This window comes from Arthrobacter sp. 2RAF6 (assembly GCF_052115205.1).
Classification (GTDB): Bacteria; Actinomycetota; Actinomycetes; order Actinomycetales; family Micrococcaceae; genus Arthrobacter.
In genome coordinates this window covers 112,380-138,382 of record NZ_JBFRGF010000007.1, presented here as the reverse complement: position 1 = coordinate 138,382, position 26,003 = coordinate 112,380, and the positions used below count along the sequence as shown (strand labels likewise).

Below are 26,003 nucleotides of genomic sequence, written 5' to 3'. Positions count from 1 at the left end.
GAAGCGCCAAGCACGAGCTAATCCACTGAATTCATAGCTTTCGTGCAAGCTCTTGCCTTCCCGCAGCGAGCGCCGAAAAATGGGGCATGTGGGAATCATCGTAGTCGACTTGTTCAGTACCCTTGACGGGGTCTACCAGGCGCCCGGCGGGCCCGATGAAGATCGGGAGGGCGGCTTCGAATTCGGCGGCTGGCAGGCACCGTACTTCGACAAGGAGTCCGGCGAGGCAATAGGGGCTGGCATCGATCGCCTCGACGCGCTTCTCCTGGGGCGGAAGACGTACGACATCTTCGCTGGTTTCTGGCCCACCGCATCGGCGGACGACCCGATCGCGGCCCGGTTCAACTCCGTGCCGAAATATGTCGCGTCACACACACTGGCCGACCCCGCTTGGTCCGGGACGACAGTGCTTACCGACGTCGCATCCGAGGCCCGCGAGATCCGCGAGCGCCACGACGAGACCCACGTCATCGGCAGCGGCGACCTCCTTCAGACCCTCCTCACCGAGGGCCTCGTCGACCGGCTGAATCTTTGGCTGTACCCGGTGACTTTCGGCACAGGCAAGCGGATCTTCCGGGACGGGACAGTTCCAGCCGCCTTCGCGGTCGCCCAGCCACCTCGGGCCTTCCCGAAGGGCGCGATCTGGCTCGTCTACGAGCGCGCGGGCGATGTGGTCACGGGCGTCGACATCGAGGCGGAACGCGCGGAGACATGACAGCTGGTGGCGTGAGCGGAATCCCGTGGGTGCTCCACGTTGATCTCGACCAGTTCATCGCGGCGGTCGAAGTGCTCCGACGGCCGGAGCTTGCCGGCAAGCCGATCATTGTCGGGGGCCGGGGGGACCCCACGGAAAGGGCCGTGGTGTCGACCGCGTCCTACGAAGCCAGGGTTTTCGGTGTGGGTTCCGGAATGCCCTTACGTATTGCGGCCCGGAAAGTGCCTGACGCCGTGATCCTGCCCGTCGATCAGGAGGCTTACCTCGCGGCGTCCGAAACGGTGATGGCTGCCCTGCGCGCGCAGCCCGGCGCCACAGTGCAGGTGCTGGGTTGGGATGAAGCCTTCGTAGGCGTCGAGACGGAGGATCCGGAAGCCTACGCCCGCCAGGTGCAGGCCGCCGTCCTCGCGCGAACGCGGCTGCATTGCAGCGTGGGCATCGGCGACACCCTGGTCCGGGCCAAGGTCGCCACCGGGTTCGGCAAACCGGCCGGCGTCTTCCGCCTCACCGCCGGGAACTGGCTCGACATCATGGGCAGCCGGCCCACCAAGGACCTGTGGGGTGTCGGAAGCAGGGTGTCGGCCCGCCTGGCCAAACTCGGCATCAACACAGTGGCCGAACTCGCCGCGTCCGACCCCCAGGAGCTGGTCCCGGAGTTCGGCCCCAGGATGGGTCCTTGGTACGCGCAGCTCGGACGAGGCGACGGCACCAGCGTTGTGGACGACACCCCATGGGTTGCCCGCGGGCACAGCCGGGAGACCACATTCCAGCAGGACCTGACAGATCCGGCCCAGGTGGAGGACGCCGTGAGGGAGCTGGCGGCACATGTCCTTGAGGATGTTGTGGCCGAGGGAAGGCCCGTCGTCGGGCTGACCCTGAAGGTCCGCTACGCGCCGTTCTTGACCACGACCCAGGGGAGCAAGATTCCGGAGACCTTCGACCGGAACGAAATCCTCGCGCGGGCGTTGGACCTCGCGGCCGGAATCGAGGCAGGCCGCCCGATCCGGCTCCTGGGCCTGCGTGCCGAAATGGCAATGCCCGAAGATGCCCGAAAGGGACATACGCCCACGCACGGCGGTTGGTAACGCCGTCGTTCCCTTCCTTACCAGCGTGGAGTGGTGTTCATTTGGCCCCCAATCCCTAGTGTCTGGACCGCGCCCGGCCGTTGCCTTATCGTTGGGGAACCGAGCACAGTCGGCTTGGCTCTCCGCATCGGAGGTACATGGTGGGCATCATCTCGTCTGGATTTCATGGGAGACGGCAGAGCGGCAATCCAGCGTTGCCACCGGGACAATACGAGACCGGCAGCTTCCCGGTCCTTACCGCCGGCCCCGCTCCCCGGATCCCCACTGGCGACTGGGAATTCTTCATCGCCACTGAGGCCGGACAGCGTCATGCGTGGTCCTGGGACGCATTCATGGCATTGCCCCAAATGGACATCCCTACGGATATCCATTGTGTGACCAGCTGGTCCAAGTTGGGTACCACGTGGCGCGGAGTGTCCCTGGATACTCTTTTTGAGAACGTGGAAACAGACTGCAGGTTCACCATGGCCCACTCTTACGGCGGATACACGACCAACGTGCCGCTCCCGGACCTTCTTGGCGACCGGGCGTGGGTGGCCTGGGAATTCGACGGCGAGCCGCTTGAACGCGCCCACGGCGGACCTGCCCGGCTCCTCGTGCCGCATTTGTACTTTTGGAAGAGCGCAAAGTGGATCAACGGCATCGAGTTGACGCAGGATGACGTTCCTGGTTTCTGGGAATCCAACGGCTACCACCTCCACGGCGACCCCTGGCGGGAGGAGCGCTACTCATGAGGTGCGCCGGATGAGCACGCTATGGCGCGTGGCCGACGTCGTCAGCAGCATGACCGAAACGGAAACCGCCAGAACCATAGGGCTGCGGGTAAACGGCCTGAACGGCAACCTCGCCGGACAGCACATCGACATCCGCCTCACTGCCGACGACGGTTACATGGCCGTGCGCTCATACTCCGTGGCGAGGGCAGGCATGGACGAAACCTTGGAGATCACCGTTGACGAATTGGCCAACGGAGAGGTCTCCCCGTATCTGGTCCGGGAACTGGCGGTCGGGGACCAGTTGGAGATCCGCGGGCCTGTGGGTGGCTGGTTCGTCTGGAAACCGACAGACACGAACCCCGTTCAGCTGATTGCCGGAGGATCCGGCATCGTGCCGCTCATGTCCATGATCCGCGCACACCACGCCTCGGAAAATCCGGCGCACTTCCGGCTGCTCTATTCGCTCAAGTCACCCGAAGCAGGGTTCTATCGGGAAGAACTCCAAACCTTAGGCCAGGAGTCCCGCAAGCTGGTCATCGACTACGTCTACACACGCAAGGCGCCAGAGGGTTGGCGGATTGCTCCGCAACGGCTCACGGCGGAAACCCTGCTGGCCAACATCTTGCCGAAGGACCCCCTCCCGGACACCTTCATCTGTGGCCAGACTGTCTTTGTGGAAACGGTCGCGGAATGGCTCGTGCGGGCCGGATATCCCGCCGCTTCGATCAAGACCGAGCGCTTCGGCGGAACAGGAGGAACGCGGTGAGTGGCAACAACGGCTCCGATTCTCCGGGCGCTGAGGATCCGGGCCTTGAGGATCAGGACATCGCTGGAATCGCAGGCAATGCGATATCCCATCTGGACGGAAACGCGGTGGCCGGACCCCTGTGGGAACTGTTCCGCTTCGATATCGTCGCCGCGATCGGACGGTGCAAGCACTGCGGCGCGGTCCGCGTCTTCGGGGAGACGATGGTGTACGTTGACGCCCCGGGAATCGTTGTGCGCTGCGCTTCCTGCGAGGGCGTGCTGCTGCGCCTCGTGGAGACGCCCACACGGTACTGGCTCGATGTGAGCGGACTCAGCTATTTGCAAATCGAGCGGGAGGGCTAAGGAAATGCGATCCGCCTGTCCCGGCGCCCGCGTTCGGGACACGTAAGGATTCACCCGCGACGGCGAGGTCCGGCGTTGGGATGATGAGGTCATGTCATTGCTCCCCGACCCCCTCCCCGAACCCCTCGCACGGATTGGAATCATCGGCGGCACCGGCCTGTACAAGCTGCCGGGGGCCGTCGTGCTCGACACGCTGGACATCCCGACCCCGTTCGGGCCTCCCTCCAGTCCCGTCACGGTCGCCCAGCTGGCCGCACCGAACAGCGGCGACGGCGACGGCGGCCCGGTCGTCGCATTCCTGAGCCGGCACGGCCGCGGCCACGGCGTTGCCCCGCAGCAGATCAACTACCGCGCCAACCTGTGGGCCCTCAAGAGCCTGGGCGTCGAAGCCGTTATCTCCTCCGCGGCCGTAGGCGGACTGGTTTCCAGCCACGGAACCGGTACTTTTGCCGTACCCGATCAGGTCCTGGACAAGACCTGGGACCGCGCGGACACCTTCTACGACGGCTCGTTACCCACCGGCGTGCAGCACCTGCCCGCCGCCGAGCCCTACAGCGCCCCATTGCGCGCGGCCCTCGTCGCCGCCCTTGAGCGCCAAAGTGAAGACTTCGCCGGGTCGGGCACCGTGGCCGTCATCAACGGTCCGCGCTTCTCCACCAAGGCCGAGTCCGCGGCCCTGGTTCAGTCCGGCGCGCATCTGATCAGCATGACCCAGTACCCGGAGCCGGCGCTCGCGGCGGAGTTGAACATGCATTTCGCAGCGCTGGCATTCATTACGGATGCCGATACGGGGCACGACGGCTCCGAACCCGTGACGGCGGAACTGGTGCTGGGCCGCCTGGCGGCCGCGCAGCCGCGGATCCTCGCGGTGTTGTCCGACGCTGTGCGGACTGTGTCCGCCGGGCTGGCGGGCGCTGACTCAGCGGACGGCGGCGGGACATGGCTGATGGCGCTCATGCCGGCCAATGCGGTGTCCACCGTGATGGGCACCGCGGGCCCCGCCCGCCCCGGCACGGGACGAACAGGGCCGTGAGGACTCTGGTCACCGGCGGGGCCGGTTTCATCGGCAGCCACGTCGTCGATGCTGCCGTGGCACGCGGCTGGGAGGTCCGGATCCTGGATTCATTGGATCCGGCAGTTCACCCGGATCGACCGCCGGGAATTCCGGGCGTGCCCCTGCGGGTGGGCGACGTCGGAGATCCAGCTGCCGTGGCAGAGGCGCTCGCGGGAGTCGACGCCGTCGTCCACCAGAGCGCCAAGGTGGGCCTCGGCGTGGACTTCTTCGACGCGCCGGACTACATCCGTAACAATGACCTCGCCACAGCTGTGCTCCTGGCAGGCATGGCCGCCTCAGGCATCGACAAGCTTGTCCTGGCCTCCTCCATGGTGGTCTATGGTGAGGGGGCCTACACCGATTCAGCCGGCAGACCGGTACGCCCGGGTCCGCGCCGGGAGGAGGATCTGGAGCACGGAATCTTCGACCCCCGCGACCCTGCCACCGGCGAGCTGTTGCTGCCGGCGCTGGTCAGGGAAGACGCGGCCATGGATCCGCGGAACGTCTATGCTGCCTCCAAATTGGCCCAGGAAAACCTGGCTTCCGCGTGGGCGCGCTCAACAGGAGGCACCGCCGTCGCCCTCCGGTACCACAACGTCTACGGCCCGAGGATGCCCAAAAACACGCCCTACGCGGGCGTGGCCAGCCTGTTCCGCTCTGCACTGGCACGTGGAGAGGCCGTGCGGGTGTTCGAGGACGGCGGCCAGCGGCGCAGTTTCGTCCATGTCGGGGACGTTGCGGAGGCGAATCTGTTGTCCATTGATGCGTTGGTGGCCGGCCGGATTACGTCGGGCAGCCTGAGGGCATACAACATCGGCGCCTCGGAGGTCCACACCGTTGGACAGATGGCGGCCATCTTGAGTTCTTTTGCCGGGGCGCCCGCCCCTCTCGTCACAGGCGAATTCCGGCTAGGCGACGTCCGGCACATCACCGCCAGCTCGGCCCGGGCCAACGCCGAGCTGGGTTGGATCCCCAAGCACGGTTTCGAGGACGGCATGCACGAGTTCGCCACTTCACCGTTGCGCGGGGATCAAAGCTAGAAGGCCGGTCCCGGATTCAGAGCCGACATTGGTTCGGGCCCGCGGCAGTCGCCTGTTCGGGACCGTCGGAGGGCAAACGTCCCGGTTCCGTAAGGATTTCCGCCTGTCGCGCCGGGCCTGCGGATTCTACGGTCAAAGGGTGGAGAAAGAGCAAAGCGGTTCACCCGGTTCACACGATGGAATCGGCATGGCCGGCATCCAGAGCGGACCAGTTGGCGACGACGGCGGTCTGCCCGCCGCGCTGGTAGACGTGGTGTTGCCGTGCCTCAACGAGCGTTCGGCTCTTCCCAAGGTGCTCGGGGCCATGCCACCCGGATACCGCGCGATCGTCGTAGACAACGGGTCAACCGACGGCTCCGGTGCCCTGGCCGCCCGCCTGGGGGCCACCGTCGTCGACGAACCGAGGCGCGGCTTTGGCGCGGCGGCCCATGCCGGACTGCTGGCGGCAACGGCGGAGTTTGTGGCTTTTTGCGATTGCGATGGTTCATTGGACCCCTCCCAACTGGCCCCGATGCTGGAGCTCGTCCGCGCCGGTCGTGCTGATCTGGTGTTGGGCGCCCGGCGTCCTGCCCGCGGTGCCTGGCCGATCCACGCCCGCTTGGCCAACATGGCCGTGAGCCGGCGGTTGCGCCGGCTCACGGGGGTTCCTCTCACGGATCTTGGCCCCCTTCGCCTAGCCCGGCGCAGTGCTCTCCTGGGACTGGACCTCAGGGACCGACGCAGCGGCTACCCGCTTGAGATGTTTCTCAAGGCCCACCGCGACGGCTGGCGAGTAGTCGAGATCCCGGTTGACTATGCGCCCCGCTTGGGGAAGTCCAAGGTCACGGGGACACTCCGCGGAACCGTCACGGCCCTCAAAGACATGGCGGCGCAACTGGCCGCCGCTTCGCTGCGGCCTCCGGGGACGAAGAGCGGAAGACGAGCCGATGCACCACCCGCCGATGCACAAGGAGCGAGCCCGTGAATCTCACCATCGCCGTCATTGCCAAAGAATGCATCCCCGGCAAGGTCAAGACGCGCCTCACTCCCCCACTCACCCCGGAGCAGGCCGCAACCTTGGCCCAGACCAGCCTGAGCCAGACACTGGAAACAGTGCGATCCCTTCCCGCAGCCAGGCGATTGCTGGTGTTTGACGGCACGCCGCAGCATGAGGACGCTGCCGGATTTGAAGTATTCGCCCAGGTCACCGGCGGCCTGGACGAACGGCTGGCAGCCATCTGTTCACTCACGGACGGACCCCTGCTGATCCTGGGCATGGACACGCCCCAGCTATGCCGGGACCAGTTGGCGCCGCTGCTGGCGGACTGGGCAACCCCCGCTCCGGTAGCGCTTCGCCGCGCATGGCTCGGCCCGGCGTCGGACGGCGGCTTCTGGGCGTTGGGCCTGCACCGGCCCGATGGCGGTCTGCTCCGCGGCGTGGAAATGTCCACCCCGCAGACCGGGGCGCAGCAATTGGACCGGCTGGCCGGCGCCGGACACGACGTGGGACTGTTGCCCGTCTTGACGGATGTGGACCACTTTGCCGACGCCCTGGCTGCCGCGCAACAATGCAGCGGAACCCCCTTTGCGCGCACAGTGGACCGCCTGGGCTGGGGACTGCAGGCGGCCGGGACGCCCGTTACCGTGCCGTCCGACGCCACACCCACCCTATGGGCTGCCCCGCGATGAGCATACAGGCAGCCCCCAGAGGGACCGACGCCCGCGACATCGACGCTTTTGCAGCGGACACAGGCCCGCTTGCCCTGTTTGGACAAGCTCGGTTTGGACAGGCTCTATTTGGACAGGGCGGCCACGAACCGTATGCCCGTAGCCTGCCCCTCGGTCTGGGGCGCCTGACGTTGCGTCCGGAGTCTGCCTGGCGCGAAGCCATCGGCCCGGTCCACTTCAACATGCTCGGGTGGTCCGCCCCGGCCACGGCAGGCGAACGCGAACTGCTGCGTACCCTCCGCGGGCCAGTCCTCGATGTCGGCTGCGGCCCGGGCCGGATGCTGGAGGCCGCCCGGGAACAGGGGCTGGCTTCCCTGGGTGTCGATTCGAGCCCAACCGCGGTGCGGCTCGCCACAGACCGCGGCGGCGCTGCCATCCTTGGCTCCATCTTTGACCCCGTCCCGCACGAGCGAGGTTGGGGTTCGGCCCTGTTGTTGGATGGCAACATCGGCATCGGCGGAAACATCCGAGTGCTGCTGGAGCGCGTTGGCTCACTACTGGCGCCGGGCGGGCAGGTGCTGGCAGAGGCCGAAGCCCCGGATTTCCTGGATGTGGCCTATCTGGCGGTGCTGGAGGATTCAGACGGACGCGCCAGCGCCGCCTTTCCCTGGGCCCGCGCCGGCGCGAAGGCGCTCGCTCTCCACGCGGCCCGGGCGGGGCTGGACACCGCTGTCACCCGGACGGTTCAGGACCGGGTCTTTCTGACCTTGGAACGGCGGCCGTAGAGTCCGACGGCGGCCACAACGGCAGCCGCGGCCACCACCAGGACCACCCAGAAAACTCCCAAGCCGAGCGCATAGTCCCCCTGCAGGACAGTCCCGTTGGCGCCGCTGCCCGGACCCCTTGGCTGGAGCACCTGCTGGGCACGGATCAGCGGGGCTGCGAGCAAGGTCACCACCGCCCCCACAAACAGAGCGCCGCGCACGATCCCCTGTTGGACAGGACTCAGCCCATACGACAGCCGCTTCAATCCGCCGCCGGCCAACGTTGTCAACGGGACAAGCACGCCGTCGTGCAGCAACAACGCCACGGCAAGCCACGCCGCAACGCCGGTCAATTGGGCAGGTGGTACATTCGCCAGGAATCCGAAGAGCGCATAACCGAGGGCCGCCACGCCCAGGGCGCCCAGTGCCGCCCGCACCCACCAGACGGTCCTGTGTCCTGCAGGCGTCGACGGACGCATCAAGGGTAGCCGCATCAGATCACCTCCACTTTATGTACCCATTTGGTCTGGAGGACCCCCGGACGGCCGGGTGCGATGATCCGTGCCGGATAGCCGTGGTCGAGGTCCAGGGGTTCACCGTTGAGCTCGAGCGCGAGCAATGTCTGCTCATCCTGGCTGTATGCGGCGGGCATGAACGAGCGCCCGTAGACGCCGCCCTTCTCCATGCTGGAAATCTGCAACTCGGCATCCGCCGGCGCCCACCGTTGCCATAAGGTCCCGGATCCGGACACCTCGCCATTGGGCCCCTTGGCTCCAGCCTTCCACGCAGGCGATGGGCAATCCGTAGCTGTACTGCGGCAAGGCCGCCAGTTGTGCCAGCGTGAACGTCTTCCGCACCGATCCCGAGGACACGGTCAGCACCCAGTCGGGGGCCAGCGCAGCGTCCGCCACACCGGCCTGGGCTGCGGTCCTGTTGATGGGTACTGCCTGCGGGCCCGTATCCATTCGGCGCGGCGCGAAGAGGTTCAGGCCCGACAGCCATGCGAAGGACTGGCCCGCCGTCGTCAAGACGACGACGCCGGTGCCTGCGGTGATTGCCGCTGCGTCAGATCGACGGCTCCAGTGGGCCAGGATGAGCGGCATCTTGACAGCGATATGAAGCGCTAAAGATCCGATGATGACCCATCCCAGCCAATAGTGGACATCCCTGAAGGGAAACGGCCAGGGGTACCACTGGAAAGTGTTGAGCAATCCGATGGTGACTTCTACCAGTGAAGAAGCCACAAAGAGCGCAATCGATGCCCGTTCGAGTGCGTGGACCACGGATTTCAACGGTGGCCAGCGCAACAGTTCGGGAAACACGGACCATAGCTTGGCCGCAAGCAGCGGGATGGAAGCTATCCCGGTGGTGACGTGGATGCCCTGCGTAGCCACGTACAGCCATGCGGGACGGGTAAGGAAAAACATCCACGCTGGCGGATCCTGCAGAAGGTGGCTGAACAGCCCGGTCAAGAAGCACACAGTGAAGGCAAGGCCGAGCCAACGGCCCAGCACCACCGTCAGCCGCCTGCTTCGCAAGGGCGAGGAAAACCGTCCGTTCACCGCTTCCATCCGCTGTTGGAGGAAAGTGGTCAATCTGTCCATACCTTGATCAGACCACCACGACCTGCCCGTCGTCCCGGGCCAGACCTTACGAAAGGCAAACGGTCCCTTGGATTCATGGCCGACCTGCCTGTAAGTGATGCAGGATCGAAGGGTGAGCGAATCAACGCCCCGGCGCGCATCTGGCATTTCGGCTGCGGTGGTGGCGCTGGCCCTGGTGGCTTTGCTCGCCGTCGTCGTCTGGTGGACGGTCACGAGCGATCCGTCCGCGGAGTGGGTGTCCCCCCTTGGCACGCTGGCGGCCTGGACCGTCTTCGTCCCGGCGGCACTGATGGCGCGCCGGATCCCGGTGCGCCACGCGGCCGCCGTCGTGCTCACGGGCTCCCTATTGGTGGGAGCTGCGGCCATCGCCGCACCGCCGGCCGCGAGCAACGACTCCGCGCGCTATGCGTGGGACGGCATCGTCCAGAAGGCCGGAATCTCCCCCTACGCCCACGTTCCGGCAGACGAGGCGCTGCGGCCGCTGCGGCCGGCCTGGCTGTTCCAGGACGCAGGACCGGACGGAAGCTGCCATAGCAATCCCTTCCCCACGGGTACCGAGACCACCACCAACATTCCCGGCGGCAGCACCCTGTGCACGGCCATCAACAGGCCTGCCGTGCCCACCGTCTATCCCGCGGCGGCAGAGTTGTATTTTCTGGCCGTGCGGTTAGTCCCCGGTTCCGAGGTGGGATTCATCGCCTTCCAGCTGGCCGGGCTGCTGCTCAGCCTCGCCATCACGGTGGCGCTTCTGGCGTTCCTGCGCCGCACCGGAAGACCCCCACACCAAGCTGTGTGGTGGGCATGGTCTCCCCTGGTGGCCTTTGAAGCCATCAACGGTGCACACGTGGATGCCTTGGGTGCCGCTCTGGCCTTGGCGGCAGCGCTGCTGCTGGTGGGCGGGCGCACACTGGGTTCCGGAGTGGCCTTTGGCGCGGCCGTAGCCACCAAGCTCATTCCAGCTATCAGCGCCCCGTCGCTGCTCTACCGTCGGCCGATCCGCTTCGTCGCCGCGGCCGTTGCCACATTTGCCGTGGCGTACGTACCGTATGTCCTCGCCAACGGCTGGGCAGTACTGGGCTATCTGCCCGAATATCTTCGATCGGAGGGATACGACGGGCAGGACGGCGCGCGCTTCACCCTGTTGAAGCTGGTGCTGCCGGCCAGCTGGGCTGGGCCGACCGCACTGGTGCTGCTGCTCGGCCTGGCCTTTTACGTGTGGCGGACCACCGACATCGCCCGGCCTTGGAACGGGCAGGTCTTGATGGTCGGAGGAACGCTGCTGATCGTCTCGCCCAGCTACCCCTGGTACGCGCTGCTGCTCCTGCCGTTCGTCGTGTTGAGCCGTCGCTACGAGTTCACCGCCATCGCTCCCGTGCTGGCCCTAATGTATTTCACCGGGGCCGAACCCTACGGCCAGTTGGCGGCGCGATGGGGACTGGGCGCCGTCGTCATGATCCTGGTGGTTGCCACGGTAGTGAGGCGACGGCGGCATCAGGCAATCGGGTAGTCGCAAGCTCGTCATTCCAGGCATGCTCGACCAATCGCGCTGCAGTTGAGAGCAACCGTGGTGTCGTCCAGTCGTTTAAGTCCGGCATACTCCCACCATAGTAAGCCTGCTTCCTATGTGCGGGTTGCCTGTGGGGATGGGTGGACCCAGGGGCATGGTTGGTGTGGTCGATTGCACGGTCTTCGGATCAAGATCCGCCGCTGGAATTCAGGGAAACCACCTGGCACATTATGCTCGGCATATGTCGCCGGATCGCTACCTTACTGAACTGGCCAGCAGCCTTGACCGCTTGAGCGTCCTGGCACGCCAGCCCGAGGACATTCTGACTCGTCCCGTGCCGGCCTGTCCTGGCTGGACGCTCAAGGATCTCTTCGGGCATCTTGGGTCAATCGAACGTTGGGCAGCCGAAATAGTCCTTTCGGGAAAGTTCATCGAGGAACCGGCTCCTCCGGCCAACGGCGCCGTGGCCTGGTTCCTCGAAGGCGCGGACGCCTTTCTCGGGACAATGTCGGCGCTCGATCCCGAAAAGCCGTGCTGGAACTTTGGCCCACCCCCGCGCAAGGCCGGGTTCTGGCGGCGGCGCCAGGCACATGAACACGCCGTCCACCTCATCGACGCCTGCCAAGCATCAGGGTTGGCGGTCCCCTTTTTCGCAGCAGATTTCATGCTTGACGGAATCGACGAAATCCTGAAAATGTTCACCCCGCGACAACTTCGGCTGGGACGGATGCCACAACCGGAAGGGGTAGTGACCTTCCAGGTACCCGGGGCCCGCAGCTGGAAGGTCGGACGAGGGGCCGTCGAGGCCTCGCTTACCGCCCCGCCGCAAGGGATGTACCTGGGTCTCTGGGGCCGGTCCAGTCTCTTGGAAACAGCGATCATCGAAGGCGACAAAGATCTCGCGGTCCGCGTTCTGCATGGCCCCCTCACCCCCTGACGGCCCCGTTCTCCTGTGGCTGTCCTGAGCCGCCAAGTTGGTCCGATTCCTGAAGGGACCGCTGATGATGCGTTGTCAGGTGCCACCCATGCTCAGGTACCAGTAGACGGTGGCACGGCTGGCCTCGATGATCTTTCCGATGTCGGCAGGCTTGAGGCCCTGGGCCTTCAGCTCGTGGGCGCGTTTGACCTTGCCGTGGTCGGCGGTTACCTCACGTCGTCCTGCCTTGCGGCCGTTGGCGGCGGCTATGGCCATCCCTGCCCTGGTCCGTTCGGAGAGCTGGTCACGTTCCAGTTGGGCGAAGGCGGAGATGATGGTGACCGTGGCCTGGGCGACGGCCCCGCCGAGTTCGGTGTCCGGGTCCGTGGCGATGCCGTCGCGCAGCGAGCGGAACTTGATGCCGCCGGCCTTGAATCCATCGAGCAGCTCCAGCAGGTGGCGCGTGCTGCGCTCGAGCCTGTCCAGCTTCCACACAACGACCTCGTCCCCCCGACTGAGGCGATCGAGCATCTTGTCCAGTTCGGGGCGGCTGCTTCGGGTGCCACTGATTCCGTGGTCTCGGTAGATGCGTTCGCATCTTGCGGCCTCCAGGTCCTGGATCTGCAGGGCAGTGTCCTCTAAGCGATGGCAGGATCGAGGCGATCTGGTTGGCGACGTCCTGTCAAAGGATCCTTTTTGAGATCGAGCCGTGAAGCTGCAGCACTAGAAAAGATGACGGATTTGTTGACAGGGTGTGGGGCAGGCCAGAGCAACCGTATCGCCGGCTCGCGCAAGATCAACGGGGCGATAAGCCTGATGACTCGCTACTCTGGCTTCGGTATTGGCACCCAACTTTCGACACGTACCATTGGCCCTCCGAGCCCTTGCGATCACACATCCAAGGACTGTTGTCATCTCTTCGTCGAACCACATATAGACCATAGTTCCGCCAACCGAGATCGCGGCAGCAACGCCGTGCACCAGCTCAAAGCCGCCGCCGGCGCGCCCGCCCCGCAGACCGCGGACCCGGAACAGGAACCGAAAAGCTCCATCGAAATAAAGCCAGCAGCCCGGAACGACGCTCCCGCAACGGAAGCCACCTCAGAGCCCTTGGAAGCCAACCCGTCAACCGTGCACTCCCACGCACAACAAACAACCTAGCAAGCCAGCCAGCTACTCCAGCAGATCCATGAGCTCACGAACATCCAGGAACAGGAAAACCCCGTACCCGAGCCATTGCCCTCCTCGCCGCTGCCCGTGCAACGCCCGACCTTCGGGCCCGCCCGACGAACCGGGAACAACACCGGCAGACACAACCGGTCCAGGGCCGATCACGCGGCGCTCCCCATCAGGTGCTCGACGTGCCCTTTAGCGCATCCAAAGCGAGCAGCGCGGTGCGGTGCGCCAGTTGGTCATCAAGCGCTCCGGAGATAGGCAGCAAGGCTCGCGTAAGAATGGGGCTGAGCAGCAGATCGCAAACCCATCCGAAATCGAATCCGGATCCAGAGATCTCACCACGCTTGATAGCAGCCTCTACAACTCGCAGTACTGCTCCTCTTCGTGGTTTTACGAACTGCTCGAGGTAGAGATCCCTAATATCGGAGTCGGTTCGTACCGATTCAAGGAGCCCTGGAAGGTTATTCCGCAGCAAGGGCTCAGAGAACATCGCGACTTCATCGCGCTGTAGTTGCAGAAGGTCCTCAGCCAAGGACCCCGTGTCTACGTCTGTACCGGTTCCGAAGCGGTGGACTATGACGTCAAAGGCCAGATGCGCCACATTCCGGTATCGACGATAAAAGGTCGGGCGAGTTGTGCCAGCTTCGCTGACAAGACCATCGACGGTGAGACCCGAGAAGCCTTCTTCGATCATGACGTGTTCGGCTGCCAGACGTAACGCATGTCCGATTTCCTGATCATAGGGACGCCCACGCTTCACTAACATCCCTCGAGCCTATCAATGCCAACCGCGGCGGGAGCTCAGAACAGGAAGGGATAAACTATAGGAATCAGATTGTAAAGTAATTGACCGCTGTCGATAATCTTGGGGAGGAAGCAGCGTGGGAGTTACAAGAGATTGGATTACCTTGGAGGCGGCCCTGGGGCCGGCCGAGGGGCGGTACTTCGGGGCCGGCTACAAGAAGGTTCGGCACTTCCTGGAGCCTCTGCCAGAAGCGGTACCAGAACCAGGAGCCCGGTACCATGGACTCGTCCAATACCCACAAGGCTGGTCACTGAACCCTGATGGCAGCAACCGTAAACCACACCTGAGCTCAGTAGATGCCATAGTTCTACCTTTGCTTGTGTGCGAGCATCTGGATCCCGCTCCCGACGCTTCAGACCTGACGTCGTGGCGCGTCCATAGCCTTGGACTAAGAGCCGGAAACACCCCCTGGACTGACTTGGACCATGTGCCAATCGATTTGACGCAGCCCCCGGACCTGGGCGGACATAGTAGTGCTGAAATCAGTGCAACAGTCGGCAATATCCGTGTTCGCATAGCGCTGGAACCGGCGAATGGCATTGATCTCCGACACTCCACGACCACGCGTCTGTCTTCCAAGACCATAGAAGGGGCTCAAACAGTGGCTGCAGCCGGGCCTTGTCGTGTTCGATATGTCAAAGCCGGAGTTCCCGTATTGGAGTCAGAGCATGAAGGGTGCTCACAGGATGCCGGCTGCACTAAGGAAGATAACGGTGCAGGATCACAAGCGAATTCGACGCCGATTGAGTACTTGGTACTGATGGGTCAACTCACCCAAGCTTTGATTTACGAGGCGCATGCAACTAACAGGGCAGGCATCGGAAACCTCTGGATGCGTGCGATCCACATGTCCATTCCGGCTTCCTCCTCGACCGGTTCCCGATTTCAGGCGCAAACCACAATCATTCAGGACCACTCGCTTGAGATTGACCACCGGACCATTCGCAGCCTCAAAATCCGCTCGCAAACCTCACACGGAGTGTGGGCGGAAGCCCTGGTCGCCTTCCACTTCGACCTTGTCGTAGCCAAATGAGCCAGTCAAATGAGCCTCGGAGCGATGGCTCTGGCGGACTACCGAAAACAAAACAACATCCTGGCTCTGCCTTTGTCCAGGCGGTAGAGGTGCACGAAGAGCCGCTGGAACATCGGCTCATCCTTGAAGCGGCCTCGCAGATTCTGGCCGCCAGACCATACACGGAAGTGACGCTTGAACGCATCGCCGACCTGGCCGGCGTGACCACTGGCATCGTAGAAACAACCTTCGGAGACGTACAGGGGATTGCAACTGCCGTTCTTGACGCCGAAAGCGCCAGTATGCGGCACGCTCAGCAAGCTGCGCTGGAGGAAACCGGACATCCGATTGACGTTCTGCGCCGAACGTTTCGGTACGTTGGCCTAAATATTGCTACCAAGCCGATTGTTAGGGCCGGGATACGGATCGCTGCAGAATCTCGAGAATATTTCCCGGAGCGCGCCATCGATCCTTTCCAAACTTGGCAAAAATTCATTCACTCTCAACTTTCTCTGGCCAAGAGGCGAGATCTACTCAGGCCCGAAATCGATATTGACGCGGTTACATGGCTCCTGGTTTCCGCTGGGTTGGGCACGAAAGAGCTCGCTCGTCTCCACAACGATTGGGACCAGTTCGGGCATCGTTTGGAGGCGGTTCTGGGTGTGGTCCTGGACCTCATCGTCCAGCAGGATCTGCCCATGACCATCAAGCCACGTCCGATCAACTAGAAGCAGGCCGGTACAAGTCCAACCAGCCTGAAAAACTCGATGCAAGATCATCGCCTATGAAGCGGCTCTCCCATGCTGCTGTCTTCCGAGTCCGGGCCGTGCTGGGCTTCGTCTCCGGGGTCACTGACGAGAGAGGGCGCTCTCTCCCCGGCGAGGTTCCTGCTGCAACACCCTGGCTCTGAGCGTCCCACTCGGGTGTGATGGTTGCGGCTCCAATTAATTTACACACCAGCTTGTAAAGCATGAATACTGAGAATACTCTGTGAGTGTTCATCGAGTCTTCCGCGCCTCACCGCCGTGAACCCGTGGTCCTCGCACATCGAAGGTGGAGCAGATGCAGACAATGATCAAGAAAATAGCTCTTGGGGGCGCTATGGCTATCGGTATCGGGCTGGCAGGACTTGGCGCCGCCGCCCCCGCCCAAGCTGGAACCCAATACCCGGGCGGAGGTACTTGGAACTACGGCAATTCCTGGGGCTGGAACTATTCAGACTTCCTCATCGGATACAACCATTCGTCGACGGTTATCTGCGGTTCGAACTCGGACAGGAAGACCGCCGGACCGGGAGCCTGGTCCAACGCGGGCCTCTGGGCCGCCAGCGGTTGTAGTTACTACTACAACTTCTGATTCCAATATCCATCGGCCCTAGCTTCCTGCAACTGCCGGTCCGTCCAATAGACAGGCAGCAATCGGCTGAGGGGCATGCGCGACCGGGCAGCCGATTGCAGTGATTGATCAGGCTCCAGCCCTTCCGAACGGGAATCATGTGTTCATCAAAATTGCCCATCCAGTACTGAGAATCAGCACTCTCTGTGCAGTGTTCTTCGTCCTCATAGTTACCTTCCTGTCCTATCAGACGAAAGATGCCACCATCCCGCCCGGTACTCAGGGGCAATTCGTCGTCACTAGAACTGCGCTGACCCAGGATGACGGCCTGAAACTGATCGAGGCGCAGGCAAAAGACCTGCACGTCAATATCTACAAGCGCGGCTATAACCCCGACGACGAGACTGCACCGGGGTGGTACTTCTCCTTCATCGGCAACAAGGAAGACCATGCCGTCAACATGGGCGAGGGACGCTATCCTGCGTTTGACCCAAAGCGCACTCCCGCTATTTACTCCGGCGGCGAGGTGGGAAAACAAGGTCTCATAGGTACATACAGCACGACAGCTACCCCCGAGGAAACACGCATACTGTTGTCCAAGTTGCTGCAGGGGGGAATCCAGACGGAAGCCATTACCGAATCAGAGCTCCAGATGTTCCTCGGCGGAGTCCTGACTACTTCCAGCGGTCCCATACTTATCGCACTAGTGCTGGCGCTGACTCTGAGCGTCTTCTACACCGCAACGTACAATCTCAAAGCCAACGGCATCAAGTACCTCCACGGTTACAGCGCGACACGCACTGCAGCATCGGAACTCTTTCAATTTGCGCGTTTCTACGCTGTCAGCTCACTGATTTCCCTAACTGCCGCGATAGCAACACTCTTCATCTATAACGGTCTGAATCAGTTCGTACCGTTCATGCGGTGGGTGGTTCCGGCACTCGTCATCCTTTTTGTATTCATGCTGCTGACTTATATAACGGCACTGGCAGTGTTGCCCCGCCCGGACCCGATTCGGCTGCTGAAAGGCAAGAAACCGCTCCTGCCATTAGCCTTCGCGGCAGGATTTACACAGGTGGTGGGACTCATGCTGATCTACGCTGTCGCAACGACATCGTGGACCACCAACGCGGCACTTCTTGCCGACGAGCAAAGCTACGGTAAATGGGCTCCCGAAGCGCATTCTGTCACTCTGCAGATCAATATGCGCACGCTCGACGACCGCGACTCACAGAACATCGCCCCAGAGGCGCGGCAGGTATTTAGGGACTTTCTGCCTACATACGAGAACCTCAATGCACAGGGAACGGCCGTCCTAAGCATCCACCCTCGACAAAATCCAAGCCAAACAGAAACGCGGGGTTTAAGTCGGTACAACCCCGACAGCGGTAACAGCCTCATTGTCAACAACCAGTTCCTGAAAAGAAACCCCATTCTCGATGAATCCGGCGAACGCATCCTCGCCTTCCCCGAGCGCCAGAACCACATACACCTGCTGATACCCTCAAGTGCAAAAGAAGAGACTTCCCGGATCGTCGACGAATACAAAAATCTGAACTGGCGCCGATGGGAACTGGGTACGTCCATGCCTCAGCTTCAACCGCTGGACGTTTCCGTTACCTATACCCAGGTTAACCAGGAAGTATTCAACTACGGCGATTCCGGCGAGATGAAGGTCTGGACGCAGAAAGATCCGGTCATTGCGGTGGTCACCCGAGCCGCTGATGTATTCAGCGGATGGTATCTGCTGACCGTGGCCGCCAACAGCGGGCACGTAACCTTCACGGACTCGAACGCGATTGACGCCTCGGCAAAAGCTTCGGGCTTGGACAAACACTTGGTAGCTTTGAGCTCCTCCAGTGTGAAAGCGCTCGAACAGCTTGAGAGCCGCAAGGCCGAGGCAACAATGCATGCCACGAACATTGTGGTGTCGTCCCTTGTCCTGATGCTTTCGGTCGCAATCATGGCGGCAATCTACATCGACAGAAACAAGCTCGCAGTCTTCCTTAAACACGTACATGGCTGGAGCTTCATCAAGACCCACGGCTATTACATCCTGATAAGTACGATGGCCGGAGCACTCGCACTCCTCCTTATTACCAATCTCATTAGCGAAGTAGCACGCACCGAAAAAGCCACCGCACTGGCTATCGGCACCTTCGTACTCGCGGCATCCGCAACGGGGATCATTGCAGCCGTTCGGGCCGATGAAAAACGAACCCGCGGCGACTTCGTCAAACGCTCCTGAACACAGAAACCAGAAGGGAGAACAACAACTTGGAACAAGCAACCCCGCTGCTCACCGAGGCATCGATCACCGCCAACGGAATAGGAAAGAGGTTCGGCACCAGGAGACTGTGGACCGGTCTCTCCTTCGTCGCCCACCCTGGCGAAATGGTCGCACTGTCCGGACCCAGCGGCTCCGGGAAGACAACCCTGCTGAACTGCATAGGTCTTCTTGACACACTCACGGAAGGAACCCTTCACCTCGGCAGACAAGATATCTCACGTCTCAATCAAAGACAGAAACGGCGGATATTCCGGCATCAAACGGGGTTCCTCTTCCAAAACTACGGCTTGGTCGATTCTTGGACGGTCGATCAAAATTTGGACATTGCCCTTGCTTACTCGCAATTGCGGGGGCGGGAGAAGACAAACAAGAAACTGGCCGCTCTCGACCGTGTTGGCTTGGGCAGTCGTCGGAACGAGAGAGTTTTCACCCTTAGCGGCGGAGAACAGCAACGAACGGCCCTGGCCAGGCTTCTGCTGAAACAGCCAAAACTGATTTTGGCGGATGAGCCCACCGGATCACTGGACAGAGATAATGCAGACACCGTAATAGGGATCCTCAGCGAGTGCGCGGAGGCAGGTGCCCTCGTGCTTATTTCGACTCACGACCCTCGAGTGGTAGAACAATGCGATCGCACAATATTCCTCGGCTGATGTGGGGGTTGGACTGCTCAACCGTGACCCGATGCGACCGCTGCCGGCGACAAACACCACCAGAAGGCCAAGATCCTCACCCCGTTCGCGGGCACCAGCCTCTACCGACGGCGGGTCGATCTCCGGGTGGAGGCGCGCCCTGAAGAGGAATAGCACCTTATTTACGGCAGTCCCACCCACCCCGCGCGGGTTTTGTTCAGTACGCCGTGCAACTATATGGCAACCGGGCTCCAGTATCTGACTGGGTCTGTCATCGACGCCGGCAGTGTGTACGTTCGGTCATGGGAAGGAACCTCATTTGTCGTTGTGGGAGCAGTGGGAGAGCATTTCGGGCCCGATGGCGGGCTTGTTGGCCGTTTTCGGCCTCCTATGTCTGGCGGATTTGGTCAGCAAACGATTTGCATCCCGGAGGGCTAGAAAGGACGACGTTCCGGAAGTCCTCATCTCCAATCAGCTCGATGACCGATTCTCCCGCAGGGCCCTAGCCGTAATCGTGGCGTTGCTGGTGGGCCTTTTGTTGCTCGGTGGGGCCGGGCAAGGATTCCACTGGTGGCCTAGCGCCATATTCCTTTCCTGGCAGCGGGGGCCCTCCGATTGGATCGTCACCGTCCAGCTTTTGGCCATTGTCGTGGTGGCTCTGGCCGCTCTGGCCTTCTTCCCGGACATTCGAATCGGGGAGAGGTTCCGGCAATGGCGACTGGAACGCCGGGAAGAGAAGGCAAAGGCTCGACTTCGCTTGGCCGCATTGCTCGACGAAACCGAGCTGGAAAAGCATCCCGCTGCGCGTCTCTTGCGTCGTAGGGGAGCTATGAACCTCATGTCGTCCATGGAGCTGTACCGAATGATGGTTGATCAAGGTCCGCCGGTTGAGAGTTTGCCGTGGAAAGGAACCAAAGCGATGCTGACACGCGCCCGGAAACTCTCCGCCGGCGCGGCAGTCCCGCCTGTGTTCCAGCGAGACTCATGGGAGAACACGGTCCGTCACGAAGCCGGTCATGCTGTTGCCCGCGCCGCGTTCGGCAGTGATTCGTACTATTTGGAGATCGATCGGAGGAACCAAAATCGGGGACACGAAGGCCGGGTCCTGGGCCGCGACTTCGAGGCCGATGGCTATTCCCCGGATCTGTGGGCACAGCAACGATGGGTCGACACGGTTTGTCTGCTGGCAGGGGAGCTTGCCGAACGGAACGCCGACCCCCATCGCAGCCCTACAGGATCCACGAGTGACTGGTTCAAGAGCGTCCAAGGCCCGCTCGTCCTATCGACGAGGAGCGCACGTTTGGATGGCAAGCCGTTAGCCAATGTTCTTGAATGGCTTCAGGCCGCGCACCACGAAGCCAGCCAAATCATCGAAGAGAACTCTCCGTCCATCACCCGGATCATCAGCCGGGCAAAGGAAGTAAGGTCCGATGGGGGCCAAGTGTTCCTTAGCATGGTGGAGCTGCGGCGGCTGCTGGACACAGTGCCGAAGCGGGACGCCGGACGGGTCACCGGTTTCTACGGCCACGCCGCTTACCGATTCGAAGAGGAGCCTGGGGACATTGTCAGGTAGGAACGTGTAAAGACTTTGGTTTCCATGCCGTATCGATTCATCAGCGCCCTGGGAGCGGGGCGTGTGTCTGGAGCTGAAACAAGAGAGGTGGTCGATCCGCGCCTCATCGTTGATGCGGGGATGGGCAACGGCCTGTGGGGAACCATCGACAATAGACCCGCCGTCTTCGCCTTCATACTCGAACGACGTTCTCCAGCTGAAGCGTGCCAAGGTCCTCAACCGTGGGATCGTTGTAAATGGCGAGTTCATGCGCCGGAGTTCGTACGGTGACGTTCCCGACTGAATTATCGCGGGTCAGCCGCAGGCCCTTGGCTCCAGAGACGAGCTCGCCGCCGCGCAGTGCCACCCCGGGCGGCGGGGTCACCGAGGGCATCCCCTTCAATGTTCCGGATACCTCGATTTCTTTGGCCCCTCCGCCAGCACCTCGTTGAGCTGCGCCACATTTGATACCTGTGTCCAGAACACGACATCACCACCGTTCGTCGGATCGGAAAGTTTCAGCTCCCGGAGCTTCGACGGGGAAGAGAGCCATCGGAACCGCGAATTCCTTCACTTTTGACCCGAATTGAATCCGTTGTGCAGGACTAGCCGGCTTTCGACTTCAGAAGGTGCACGACCGTCGTTTCAGTGTCGGCCGGATCTGGCGTCGGATCTCCATAGATCTCCCAGGAGTGCCCGGCGGACTCCCTATCATTCGCCGCCATCCACTCCTCGATCGCGTTGTATGCCTCGTGCATGCGGTGGTACGGCCCATGGTGGACCGCTACGGCAGCCTCGCCCCCGGGGGTTTCGGTCGCATATACCTCGCCCGCCGTTTCAAAGGTGCGTGTGACTTCGACGCCGAAGTCGCACAGAAGGGGCGCGTCAGGCTGGTTCGGGTGGTGGTAGACGAAGATGTTGTGGCCGTCCGTCCACAGACCCGGCTGACTGCGAATGAAGCCCCACACCTTGCCCACCGCAGGCCCCCATGCCGAGCCGACTTCGTCCGGCGCGATCTCGCGCCGGACGGCGGCCAGCATGCGCGGACGAACAGTCTGTACGTTGACAGGAACCGACATACCCGGATCGGCTCGGATCTTCAGCTAGTACTTGTCCGCAGAGTCGACGGATTCCCCCACCGTGATTTCAGGGGCCACATTGGGATCGCCGCCGACCGAGCCGATGAACGCCTGGATCTCGGGATCACCGAAGAATTTCTGGAAAGCCTCTGTCGATTCCCATTCATCGACCACGAGGACAAACCCGTCCCCGACCGCGAACTGATGGTGGATAGCGCCGGCCGCCCGGCCGCGCTCCGCCCACTGGCGGTACTCGTCCGCGCGCTCCTCGAGCGACTTGGCGAAAACGCTCGTGTCACCGGAAATCTTGCTTGTAGTTATGACGGACATGATTTGACCTCCTATGGCCTGAACTCAGCTCGTGGCAGCCAGCCCCACGACGATGCGCTTGAGCGGTCTGACACGTGGAAGAGCGTACTCACTCCGCGTCGTAACCGCCCGAGTGGCCACTACTTGTCATTCGACGCGAGCTGTCCAGAGGTTCGCTAATTACTGGACCCGGATAGGATCTCCGGGTACCCAGATTCCCGAAGAGTCCTGAAAGATTCGCACCGCATGCCGCAAATTGACCCCGCCCTCCCGCTCCACACCTTGCCGCAGATGCTCCTGGACGTTGCCGCCGTCGAGCGCAATATCGGCATCAAAGAAGCCTGGACACGGGAGCACGGCATGGTGCTGGCCCCGCACATCAAGACCACCATGACGGGCCAGATCGTCCGCCGGCAGTTGCCCGGCTCCTGGGGCGTGACCGTGGCAACCACCGCCCAGGCCGCCCATGCCATCGAGTGGGGCGCCACCCGGATCCTCATCGCGAACGAGATGCTGTTCCGCGCCCACCTCGAGCAACTGCGTACCTGGCTGGCGGCCTCGCCCGAACTGGAGATCTACTGCCTGGCCGATTCCTCGTCCGGCGTCCGAGCCATGGCCGAGGTGTTCGAAGACTCGCCCCGGCCGTTGAACGTCCTGATCGATGTCGGAACCCCCGGCGGCCGCACCGGGATCCGCAGCGGCGCCGAAGCCGGGCCCCTGGCCGAGCAGATCCGTACCGCCACCGGCCTGCTGTTGGCCGGCGTCAGCGCCTACGAGGGTGTGGCACCGAACACCCGCACGGATGAAAACCTGGCCGGGATCGATTCACACTGCCGCCTGGCCCGCGACATTTTCGATGAACTGCACCCCACTTTCGAGATGGAGCTGCCGGTCTTCAGCAACGGCGGCTCAGCATTCCAGGACCGCGCGGCCGCTTTCCTGCCCCACAATGCCTCCGTCAATGTGCTCCGTTCAGGCTGCTACGTCGTGCACGACCACGGCACCTACCAGAACGTCTCCCCGGTCCCCGGCCTCACCGCCGCGGCCGTGGTGAGGGCGCTGGTCATCTCCGCCCCGGAAGCCGGACGCGTGGTCCTGAACGCGGGCAAGCGCGAGTTGGCGTACGACGCCGGCCTGCCGGTCATCGTCTCCCGGTACCGCAACGGGGCCCTCCTGCCCGACGGCGCAAGCGCCACCCTGACCCGCCTCTTCGACCACCACGCCATCGTCGACGACGCCGAAGGCCTTCAGGTCGGCGACATCGTGGACCTGGGCATCTCCCACCCCTGCTCGCTGTTCGACCGCTGGCGCGAGATCGTCGCGGTCAGCGATGACGCCGTCGAAACCTGGCGGCCCGTGTTCTAGACGGTCTTACTCTTTGGTTTCCCAAGGAAAGGATGCAACGCGCTTCAGCGCCTGCTGAATTTCATTGGCGTGCGATTCAAGCCCGAGATCCACAAGATGTTCCAAGCCGTAGCTGAGCCACTTCCGCCCGAATTCTCTCTGCTTCGGGGACAGGACGGGCTCCCTTGAAAGATCCAGGGCCCTTAAGACACGCTGGCGAGGCGTCGGCCGCCAATCGAACCATCCCTGGACCAACTCTGCCACCACCTGGGCAATGATGTCCGCAACCACTTCATCGTCTCCTGGGTCCGGCCCCGGCAAGGTTTGCTCAGCACCATTATCTGCCCTGCCCTTGCCTCGCGGGAAAGCTCTTCCGCCCACGGCCAATCGTGTTGTAACCGAAAGACCTAAGCCGGAAATTATAGTCATGACGGCCGGCATCGAGCCTGCTGTCTGCGAAATCTATTTGGGGGTCTTCAATGCTTTCAAGCCGTTCCACACCTCTCACCCTCAGCGCGGTGGCCTTGCTGACGCTGTCGCTGGCCCTATCGTCCTGCTCTCCCGGCACGGGGACAACAGCGCCGACGTCTTCGACCTCGGCCGCGACTGCATCACCCTCGGGATCGGCGACGCCGACCGCGACCAAAACTGGATCCCCCGCGGTACCAGCTCCAAGCGAGTCCACGGATGCGCCGGCTACTGCACCAACTGCGGCTGCTCAAGTCCCGGCGGCGCCGACGCCCTCCGGCCCAAAGACCTTCACGTTTCCCGACGGGCAGATCTCCTTCACCTACCCGGGAGGGTGGAGTGTCAGGACAAAGCAGGGACCCTACCTGGATGAGGCGCACAAAGCTGGTTCCGTGGAGGCAATCGTCTCAGACGCCTCCGGTTCGGAGGTGGCCAGCATCAGCAGTGGCATGTACGGCGACGGCGCCGCAGGCCCAGTGACACGAACCGTCCTTGATAGCGCCCCCATTCCTGCGCTGCCCATTCTGGCGGGCAGGTACCGGGAGTTCGGTTTCGCCGTCGATCAGGCCATCGACGGCACCTATATCTACCTTATGGACGTCCGCAACGCCCCCGAGTTCGATCCGTCCGTGCACAGTTCCGGCACGAACCAGACCATCATGCCGAACGGAATGATGGTCGCCCGCGTTCTCTTCGGCACCCCGGCGTTCACATCCCCAGCCGCAGCCAGGGCCTGGATGGCTACCGATCAATACAAGCAGCTCAAGGCACTACTGCTGAGCCTGAAGTACGCGTAGCGGGGATTCGCGGGCCGGCGATCAAGGGGGAAACTGCGAGATTCGGCGCGGAGACTTTTTGACGAGCGCGTACCTTTTCCGTGGACACAAACGATTAAAAGAGTGTGGACAAAACCGAGCTAACCCTCGCGAAGGACGCATGACAACGGCGCGCCGCACAACCCGGAAAAGAAACCACGAATGACATTCACTGCCGAAGCCCCGCACAGGCTAGAAGACATCGCTGTCCGCTTCAGCCCCGACGGCGCCCCCTTGGCCGTCCGATATGGCGGAAATATCTGGGCCGTTGATCCCGACGCCGCCACCGCGCACTGGTTCGGGCGCAGGAGCTGGTGGGATGGCAGCGGCTCGGCCGCCATCGACGGCGGAGACCTCCCATCCGTTGAAAACTGGCGGCTACACGCTCGCCTCAGCTCAAACTCCGCATTGCTCACATTCCATCTGCAGCGGAGTCCGGGATCCCCGGACTGGTTCCTGGCCGATATCACCGACGCGTCCTAGAACAGCTCCGCGATCGCCGAAGAGGTGCGGCTGCTCGATCACCTGCACGCGGTGGCTTCGACCGCACGAGCTCGGGACTACAGAGGCATCTTCGTACCCCATCACCGCTGGGGCCCGGAGACTACGTCTCCTTCCACAACCCAACGCCCTACCAGCTCGGATCGGCCAAGGCCCAGGTCTTCGCAAAAGACTGCTGGGGCGGAACATTCCACGACGACTTCAGGCGCCTGCCGGGCGAAATCGTCATCCACGAGCACTGGGGATCGAACGGCTTCGCCAACACGGACCTCGACCTGCAGCTCAAACAACACATCGTCCTGATCGGTCTGGTCGCGAACACCTGCCTCGAAGCGACCGGTCGCTTCGGCATGGAACTCGGTTACCACGTCACCTTGGTCGCAGACGCCACCTCTGCGTTCAGCCCGGAAGCGATGCACTCCGCACACGCGATCAACGGGCCCACCTTTGCCCACGCTATCGTCACGACCGAGGAACTGGTCGAGCAGCTTTCGGCCTGAGCCCACAGGGCCCCGTTTGGCACGCTG

32 protein-coding genes are annotated in these 26,003 nt (G+C 62.7%); 23 read left to right on the top strand and 9 right to left on the bottom strand.

Translation table 11 applies throughout. The features are described from left to right. Window positions 1-88: 88 nt before the first annotated feature. The 10 genes from AB4Z38_RS07990 (at window position 89) to AB4Z38_RS07945 (ending at window position 8,152) form a co-directional block, all read left to right on the top strand. Entirely contained in the window at window positions 89-715 is a 627-nt protein-coding gene (locus tag AB4Z38_RS07990) for a dihydrofolate reductase family protein (protein ID WP_441429237.1), read from the top strand. After that, window positions 712-1,800, top strand: a complete 1,089-nt coding sequence (locus AB4Z38_RS07985; RefSeq protein ID WP_441429236.1) for a DNA polymerase IV — start codon at window positions 712-714, stop codon at window positions 1,798-1,800. The genes AB4Z38_RS07990 and AB4Z38_RS07985 overlap by 4 nt, the downstream gene beginning before the upstream one ends. Window positions 1,801-1,937: 137 nt before the next feature. Then, on the top strand, window positions 1,938-2,534 hold the full coding sequence (locus AB4Z38_RS07980) for a sulfite oxidase-like oxidoreductase (protein WP_441429235.1): 597 nt from the start codon (window positions 1,938-1,940) through the stop codon (window positions 2,532-2,534). A gap of 10 nt (window positions 2,535-2,544) precedes the next feature. Next, window positions 2,545-3,282: an FAD-binding oxidoreductase gene (locus AB4Z38_RS07975; protein ID WP_441429234.1), complete on the top strand. Its 738-nt coding sequence runs from the start codon at window positions 2,545-2,547 to the stop codon at window positions 3,280-3,282. Continuing rightward, complete coding sequence (locus tag AB4Z38_RS07970; RefSeq protein ID WP_441429233.1) at window positions 3,279-3,626, top strand: DUF6510 family protein; 348 nt, start codon at window positions 3,279-3,281, stop codon at window positions 3,624-3,626. The genes AB4Z38_RS07975 and AB4Z38_RS07970 overlap by 4 nt, the downstream gene beginning before the upstream one ends. Window positions 3,627-3,717: 91 nt before the next feature. Beyond that, window positions 3,718-4,659, top strand: a complete 942-nt coding sequence (locus AB4Z38_RS07965; protein ID WP_441429232.1) for an MTAP family purine nucleoside phosphorylase — start codon at window positions 3,718-3,720, stop codon at window positions 4,657-4,659. Beyond that, the gene (locus AB4Z38_RS07960; protein ID WP_441429231.1) at window positions 4,656-5,720 is read left to right on the top strand and encodes an NAD-dependent epimerase/dehydratase family protein; all 1,065 of its coding nucleotides are present in this window, start codon (window positions 4,656-4,658) and stop codon (window positions 5,718-5,720) included. Before AB4Z38_RS07965 ends, AB4Z38_RS07960 begins: the two co-directional genes overlap by 4 nt. Window positions 5,721-5,907: 187 nt before the next feature. Beyond that, window positions 5,908-6,684 (top strand): glycosyltransferase family 2 protein, encoded by a 777-nt coding sequence (locus AB4Z38_RS07955; protein ID WP_441429230.1) that lies wholly within the window; start codon window positions 5,908-5,910, stop codon window positions 6,682-6,684. Next, window positions 6,681-7,388 carry a TIGR04282 family arsenosugar biosynthesis glycosyltransferase gene (locus AB4Z38_RS07950; RefSeq protein WP_441429229.1) on the top strand — a complete coding sequence of 236 codons (708 nt, stop codon included), beginning with the start codon at window positions 6,681-6,683 and terminating at the stop codon, window positions 7,386-7,388. Before AB4Z38_RS07955 ends, AB4Z38_RS07950 begins: the two co-directional genes overlap by 4 nt. Next, window positions 7,385-8,152: a methyltransferase domain-containing protein gene (locus AB4Z38_RS07945; RefSeq protein WP_441429228.1), complete on the top strand. Its 768-nt coding sequence runs from the start codon at window positions 7,385-7,387 to the stop codon at window positions 8,150-8,152. The genes AB4Z38_RS07950 and AB4Z38_RS07945 overlap by 4 nt, the downstream gene beginning before the upstream one ends. Here AB4Z38_RS07945 and AB4Z38_RS07940 read toward each other — a convergent pair. The 3 genes from AB4Z38_RS07940 to AB4Z38_RS07930 are packed head-to-tail and all read right to left on the bottom strand — an operon-like array spanning window position 8,113 to window position 9,726. Then, window positions 8,113-8,625, bottom strand: a complete 513-nt coding sequence (locus AB4Z38_RS07940) for a hypothetical protein (RefSeq protein WP_441429227.1) — start codon at window positions 8,623-8,625, stop codon at window positions 8,113-8,115. The genes AB4Z38_RS07945 and AB4Z38_RS07940 overlap by 40 nt on opposite strands. Next, entirely contained in the window at window positions 8,625-8,783 is a 159-nt protein-coding gene (locus AB4Z38_RS07935; RefSeq protein WP_441429226.1) for a molybdopterin-dependent oxidoreductase, read from the bottom strand. The genes AB4Z38_RS07940 and AB4Z38_RS07935 overlap by 1 nt, the downstream gene beginning before the upstream one ends. Then, window positions 8,758-9,726 (bottom strand): molybdopterin-dependent oxidoreductase, encoded by a 969-nt coding sequence (locus AB4Z38_RS07930; RefSeq protein WP_441429225.1) that lies wholly within the window; start codon window positions 9,724-9,726, stop codon window positions 8,758-8,760. The genes AB4Z38_RS07935 and AB4Z38_RS07930 overlap by 26 nt, the downstream gene beginning before the upstream one ends. Before the next feature lie 121 nt (window positions 9,727-9,847). Between AB4Z38_RS07930 and AB4Z38_RS07925 the strand changes: the two genes are divergently transcribed. Together AB4Z38_RS07925 and AB4Z38_RS07920 are read left to right on the top strand one after the other, a co-directional pair. Further along, window positions 9,848-11,242, top strand: a complete 1,395-nt coding sequence (locus AB4Z38_RS07925; protein ID WP_441429224.1) for a glycosyltransferase 87 family protein — start codon at window positions 9,848-9,850, stop codon at window positions 11,240-11,242. Between the two features lie 241 nt (window positions 11,243-11,483). Continuing rightward, a complete protein-coding gene (locus AB4Z38_RS07920) occupies window positions 11,484-12,179 on the top strand; it encodes a maleylpyruvate isomerase family mycothiol-dependent enzyme (RefSeq protein WP_441429223.1) in 696 nt (231 codons plus the stop codon). Between the two features lie 75 nt (window positions 12,180-12,254). Here AB4Z38_RS07920 and AB4Z38_RS07915 read toward each other — a convergent pair whose 3' ends face one another. Together AB4Z38_RS07915 and AB4Z38_RS07910 are read right to left on the bottom strand one after the other, a co-directional pair. Continuing rightward, the gene (locus AB4Z38_RS07915) at window positions 12,255-12,785 is read right to left on the bottom strand and encodes a recombinase family protein (protein ID WP_441429254.1); all 531 of its coding nucleotides are present in this window, start codon (window positions 12,783-12,785) and stop codon (window positions 12,255-12,257) included. A 721-nt stretch (window positions 12,786-13,506) separates the two neighbouring features. Further along, window positions 13,507-14,100 carry a TetR/AcrR family transcriptional regulator gene (locus tag AB4Z38_RS07910; RefSeq protein WP_441429222.1) on the bottom strand — a complete coding sequence of 198 codons (594 nt, stop codon included), beginning with the start codon at window positions 14,098-14,100 and terminating at the stop codon, window positions 13,507-13,509. Window positions 14,101-14,215: 115 nt separating this feature from the next. On the opposite strand from AB4Z38_RS07910, the gene AB4Z38_RS07905 reads away from it, so the two are divergent. The 6 genes from AB4Z38_RS07905 to AB4Z38_RS07880 all read left to right on the top strand — a co-directional run bounded on the left by AB4Z38_RS07905 (window position 14,216) and on the right by AB4Z38_RS07880 (window position 20,981). Next, window positions 14,216-15,172: an AvrD family protein gene (locus tag AB4Z38_RS07905; protein ID WP_441429221.1), complete on the top strand. Its 957-nt coding sequence runs from the start codon at window positions 14,216-14,218 to the stop codon at window positions 15,170-15,172. An 89-nt stretch (window positions 15,173-15,261) separates the two neighbouring features. Next, window positions 15,262-15,879, top strand: coding sequence for a TetR family transcriptional regulator (locus AB4Z38_RS07900; protein WP_441429220.1), 618 nt, complete (start codon window positions 15,262-15,264; stop codon window positions 15,877-15,879). Between the two features lie 334 nt (window positions 15,880-16,213). After that, window positions 16,214-16,507, top strand: coding sequence for a lactococcin 972 family bacteriocin (locus AB4Z38_RS07895; protein WP_441429219.1), 294 nt, complete (start codon window positions 16,214-16,216; stop codon window positions 16,505-16,507). Between the two features lie 139 nt (window positions 16,508-16,646). Beyond that, a complete protein-coding gene (locus AB4Z38_RS07890; protein ID WP_441429218.1) occupies window positions 16,647-18,734 on the top strand; it encodes a hypothetical protein in 2,088 nt (695 codons plus the stop codon). Window positions 18,735-18,763: 29 nt separating this feature from the next. Continuing rightward, entirely contained in the window at window positions 18,764-19,429 is a 666-nt protein-coding gene (locus tag AB4Z38_RS07885) for an ATP-binding cassette domain-containing protein (protein WP_441429217.1), read from the top strand. A gap of 298 nt (window positions 19,430-19,727) precedes the next feature. After that, window positions 19,728-20,981: a hypothetical protein gene (locus tag AB4Z38_RS07880; RefSeq protein ID WP_441429216.1), complete on the top strand. Its 1,254-nt coding sequence runs from the start codon at window positions 19,728-19,730 to the stop codon at window positions 20,979-20,981. A gap of 172 nt (window positions 20,982-21,153) precedes the next feature. Here the strand turns inward: AB4Z38_RS07880 and AB4Z38_RS07875 are convergent, their stop codons facing one another. The 3 genes from AB4Z38_RS07875 to AB4Z38_RS07865 form a co-directional block, all read right to left on the bottom strand. After that, window positions 21,154-21,345 (bottom strand): hypothetical protein, encoded by a 192-nt coding sequence (locus tag AB4Z38_RS07875; protein ID WP_441429215.1) that lies wholly within the window; start codon window positions 21,343-21,345, stop codon window positions 21,154-21,156. Window positions 21,346-21,565: 220 nt separating this feature from the next. Continuing rightward, entirely contained in the window at window positions 21,566-22,039 is a 474-nt protein-coding gene (locus AB4Z38_RS07870) for a GyrI-like domain-containing protein (RefSeq protein WP_441429214.1), read from the bottom strand. 24 nt (window positions 22,040-22,063) lie between these two features. Next, a complete protein-coding gene (locus AB4Z38_RS07865; RefSeq protein WP_441429213.1) occupies window positions 22,064-22,369 on the bottom strand; it encodes a hypothetical protein in 306 nt (101 codons plus the stop codon). Window positions 22,370-22,594: 225 nt separating this feature from the next. Between AB4Z38_RS07865 and AB4Z38_RS07860 the strand changes: the two genes are divergently transcribed. Continuing rightward, a complete protein-coding gene (locus AB4Z38_RS07860) occupies window positions 22,595-23,713 on the top strand; it encodes an alanine racemase (RefSeq protein ID WP_441429212.1) in 1,119 nt (372 codons plus the stop codon). Window positions 23,714-23,719: 6 nt separating this feature from the next. On the opposite strand, the gene AB4Z38_RS07855 is transcribed toward AB4Z38_RS07860, so the two are convergent. Further along, on the bottom strand, window positions 23,720-23,983 hold the full coding sequence (locus tag AB4Z38_RS07855) for a hypothetical protein (RefSeq protein WP_441429211.1): 264 nt from the start codon (window positions 23,981-23,983) through the stop codon (window positions 23,720-23,722). Between the two features lie 136 nt (window positions 23,984-24,119). On the opposite strand from AB4Z38_RS07855, the gene AB4Z38_RS07850 reads away from it, so the two are divergent. The 4 genes from AB4Z38_RS07850 (at window position 24,120) to AB4Z38_RS07835 (ending at window position 25,976) form a co-directional block, all read left to right on the top strand. Beyond that, complete coding sequence (locus tag AB4Z38_RS07850) at window positions 24,120-24,533, top strand: hypothetical protein (protein WP_441429210.1); 414 nt, start codon at window positions 24,120-24,122, stop codon at window positions 24,531-24,533. 19 nt (window positions 24,534-24,552) lie between these two features. Next, a complete protein-coding gene (locus AB4Z38_RS07845; protein WP_441429209.1) occupies window positions 24,553-24,957 on the top strand; it encodes a hypothetical protein in 405 nt (134 codons plus the stop codon). A 180-nt stretch (window positions 24,958-25,137) separates the two neighbouring features. After that, window positions 25,138-25,458: a hypothetical protein gene (locus AB4Z38_RS07840; RefSeq protein ID WP_441429208.1), complete on the top strand. Its 321-nt coding sequence runs from the start codon at window positions 25,138-25,140 to the stop codon at window positions 25,456-25,458. After that, a complete protein-coding gene (locus AB4Z38_RS07835) occupies window positions 25,347-25,976 on the top strand; it encodes an isochorismatase family protein (protein ID WP_441429253.1) in 630 nt (209 codons plus the stop codon). Before AB4Z38_RS07840 ends, AB4Z38_RS07835 begins: the two co-directional genes overlap by 112 nt. Window positions 25,977-26,003: the final 27 nt, after the last annotated feature.

Bases quoted from the DNA above. Each gene is read 5' to 3' on its own strand.
- AB4Z38_RS07895 (WP_441429219.1), top strand. From the start codon at position 16,214: ATGCAGACAATGATCAAGAAAATAGCTCTTGGGGGCGCTATGGCTATC.
- AB4Z38_RS07975 (WP_441429234.1), top strand. From the start codon at position 2,545: ATGAGCACGCTATGGCGCGTGGCCGACGTCGTCAGCAGCATGACCGAA.
- AB4Z38_RS07870 (WP_441429214.1), bottom strand. From the start codon at position 22,039: ATGTCGGTTCCTGTCAACGTACAGACTGTTCGTCCGCGCATGCTGGCC.
- AB4Z38_RS07920 (WP_441429223.1), top strand. From the start codon at position 11,484: ATGTCGCCGGATCGCTACCTTACTGAACTGGCCAGCAGCCTTGACCGC.
- AB4Z38_RS07945 (WP_441429228.1), top strand. From the start codon at position 7,385: ATGAGCATACAGGCAGCCCCCAGAGGGACCGACGCCCGCGACATCGAC.
- AB4Z38_RS07955 (WP_441429230.1), top strand. From the start codon at position 5,908: ATGGCCGGCATCCAGAGCGGACCAGTTGGCGACGACGGCGGTCTGCCC.
- AB4Z38_RS07910 (WP_441429222.1), bottom strand. From the start codon at position 14,100: ATGTTAGTGAAGCGTGGGCGTCCCTATGATCAGGAAATCGGACATGCG.
- AB4Z38_RS07840 (WP_441429208.1), top strand. From the start codon at position 25,138: ATGACATTCACTGCCGAAGCCCCGCACAGGCTAGAAGACATCGCTGTC.
- AB4Z38_RS07860 (WP_441429212.1), top strand. From the start codon at position 22,595: ATGCCGCAAATTGACCCCGCCCTCCCGCTCCACACCTTGCCGCAGATG.
- AB4Z38_RS07940 (WP_441429227.1), bottom strand. From the start codon at position 8,625: ATGCGGCTACCCTTGATGCGTCCGTCGACGCCTGCAGGACACAGGACC.
- AB4Z38_RS07980 (WP_441429235.1), top strand. From the start codon at position 1,938: ATGGTGGGCATCATCTCGTCTGGATTTCATGGGAGACGGCAGAGCGGC.
- AB4Z38_RS07985 (WP_441429236.1), top strand. From the start codon at position 712: ATGACAGCTGGTGGCGTGAGCGGAATCCCGTGGGTGCTCCACGTTGAT.
- AB4Z38_RS07935 (WP_441429226.1), bottom strand. From the start codon at position 8,783: ATGCCCGCCGCATACAGCCAGGATGAGCAGACATTGCTCGCGCTCGAG.
- AB4Z38_RS07965 (WP_441429232.1), top strand. From the start codon at position 3,718: ATGTCATTGCTCCCCGACCCCCTCCCCGAACCCCTCGCACGGATTGGA.
- AB4Z38_RS07865 (WP_441429213.1), bottom strand. From the start codon at position 22,369: ATGTCCGTCATAACTACAAGCAAGATTTCCGGTGACACGAGCGTTTTC.
- AB4Z38_RS07850 (WP_441429210.1), top strand. From the start codon at position 24,120: ATGACGGCCGGCATCGAGCCTGCTGTCTGCGAAATCTATTTGGGGGTC.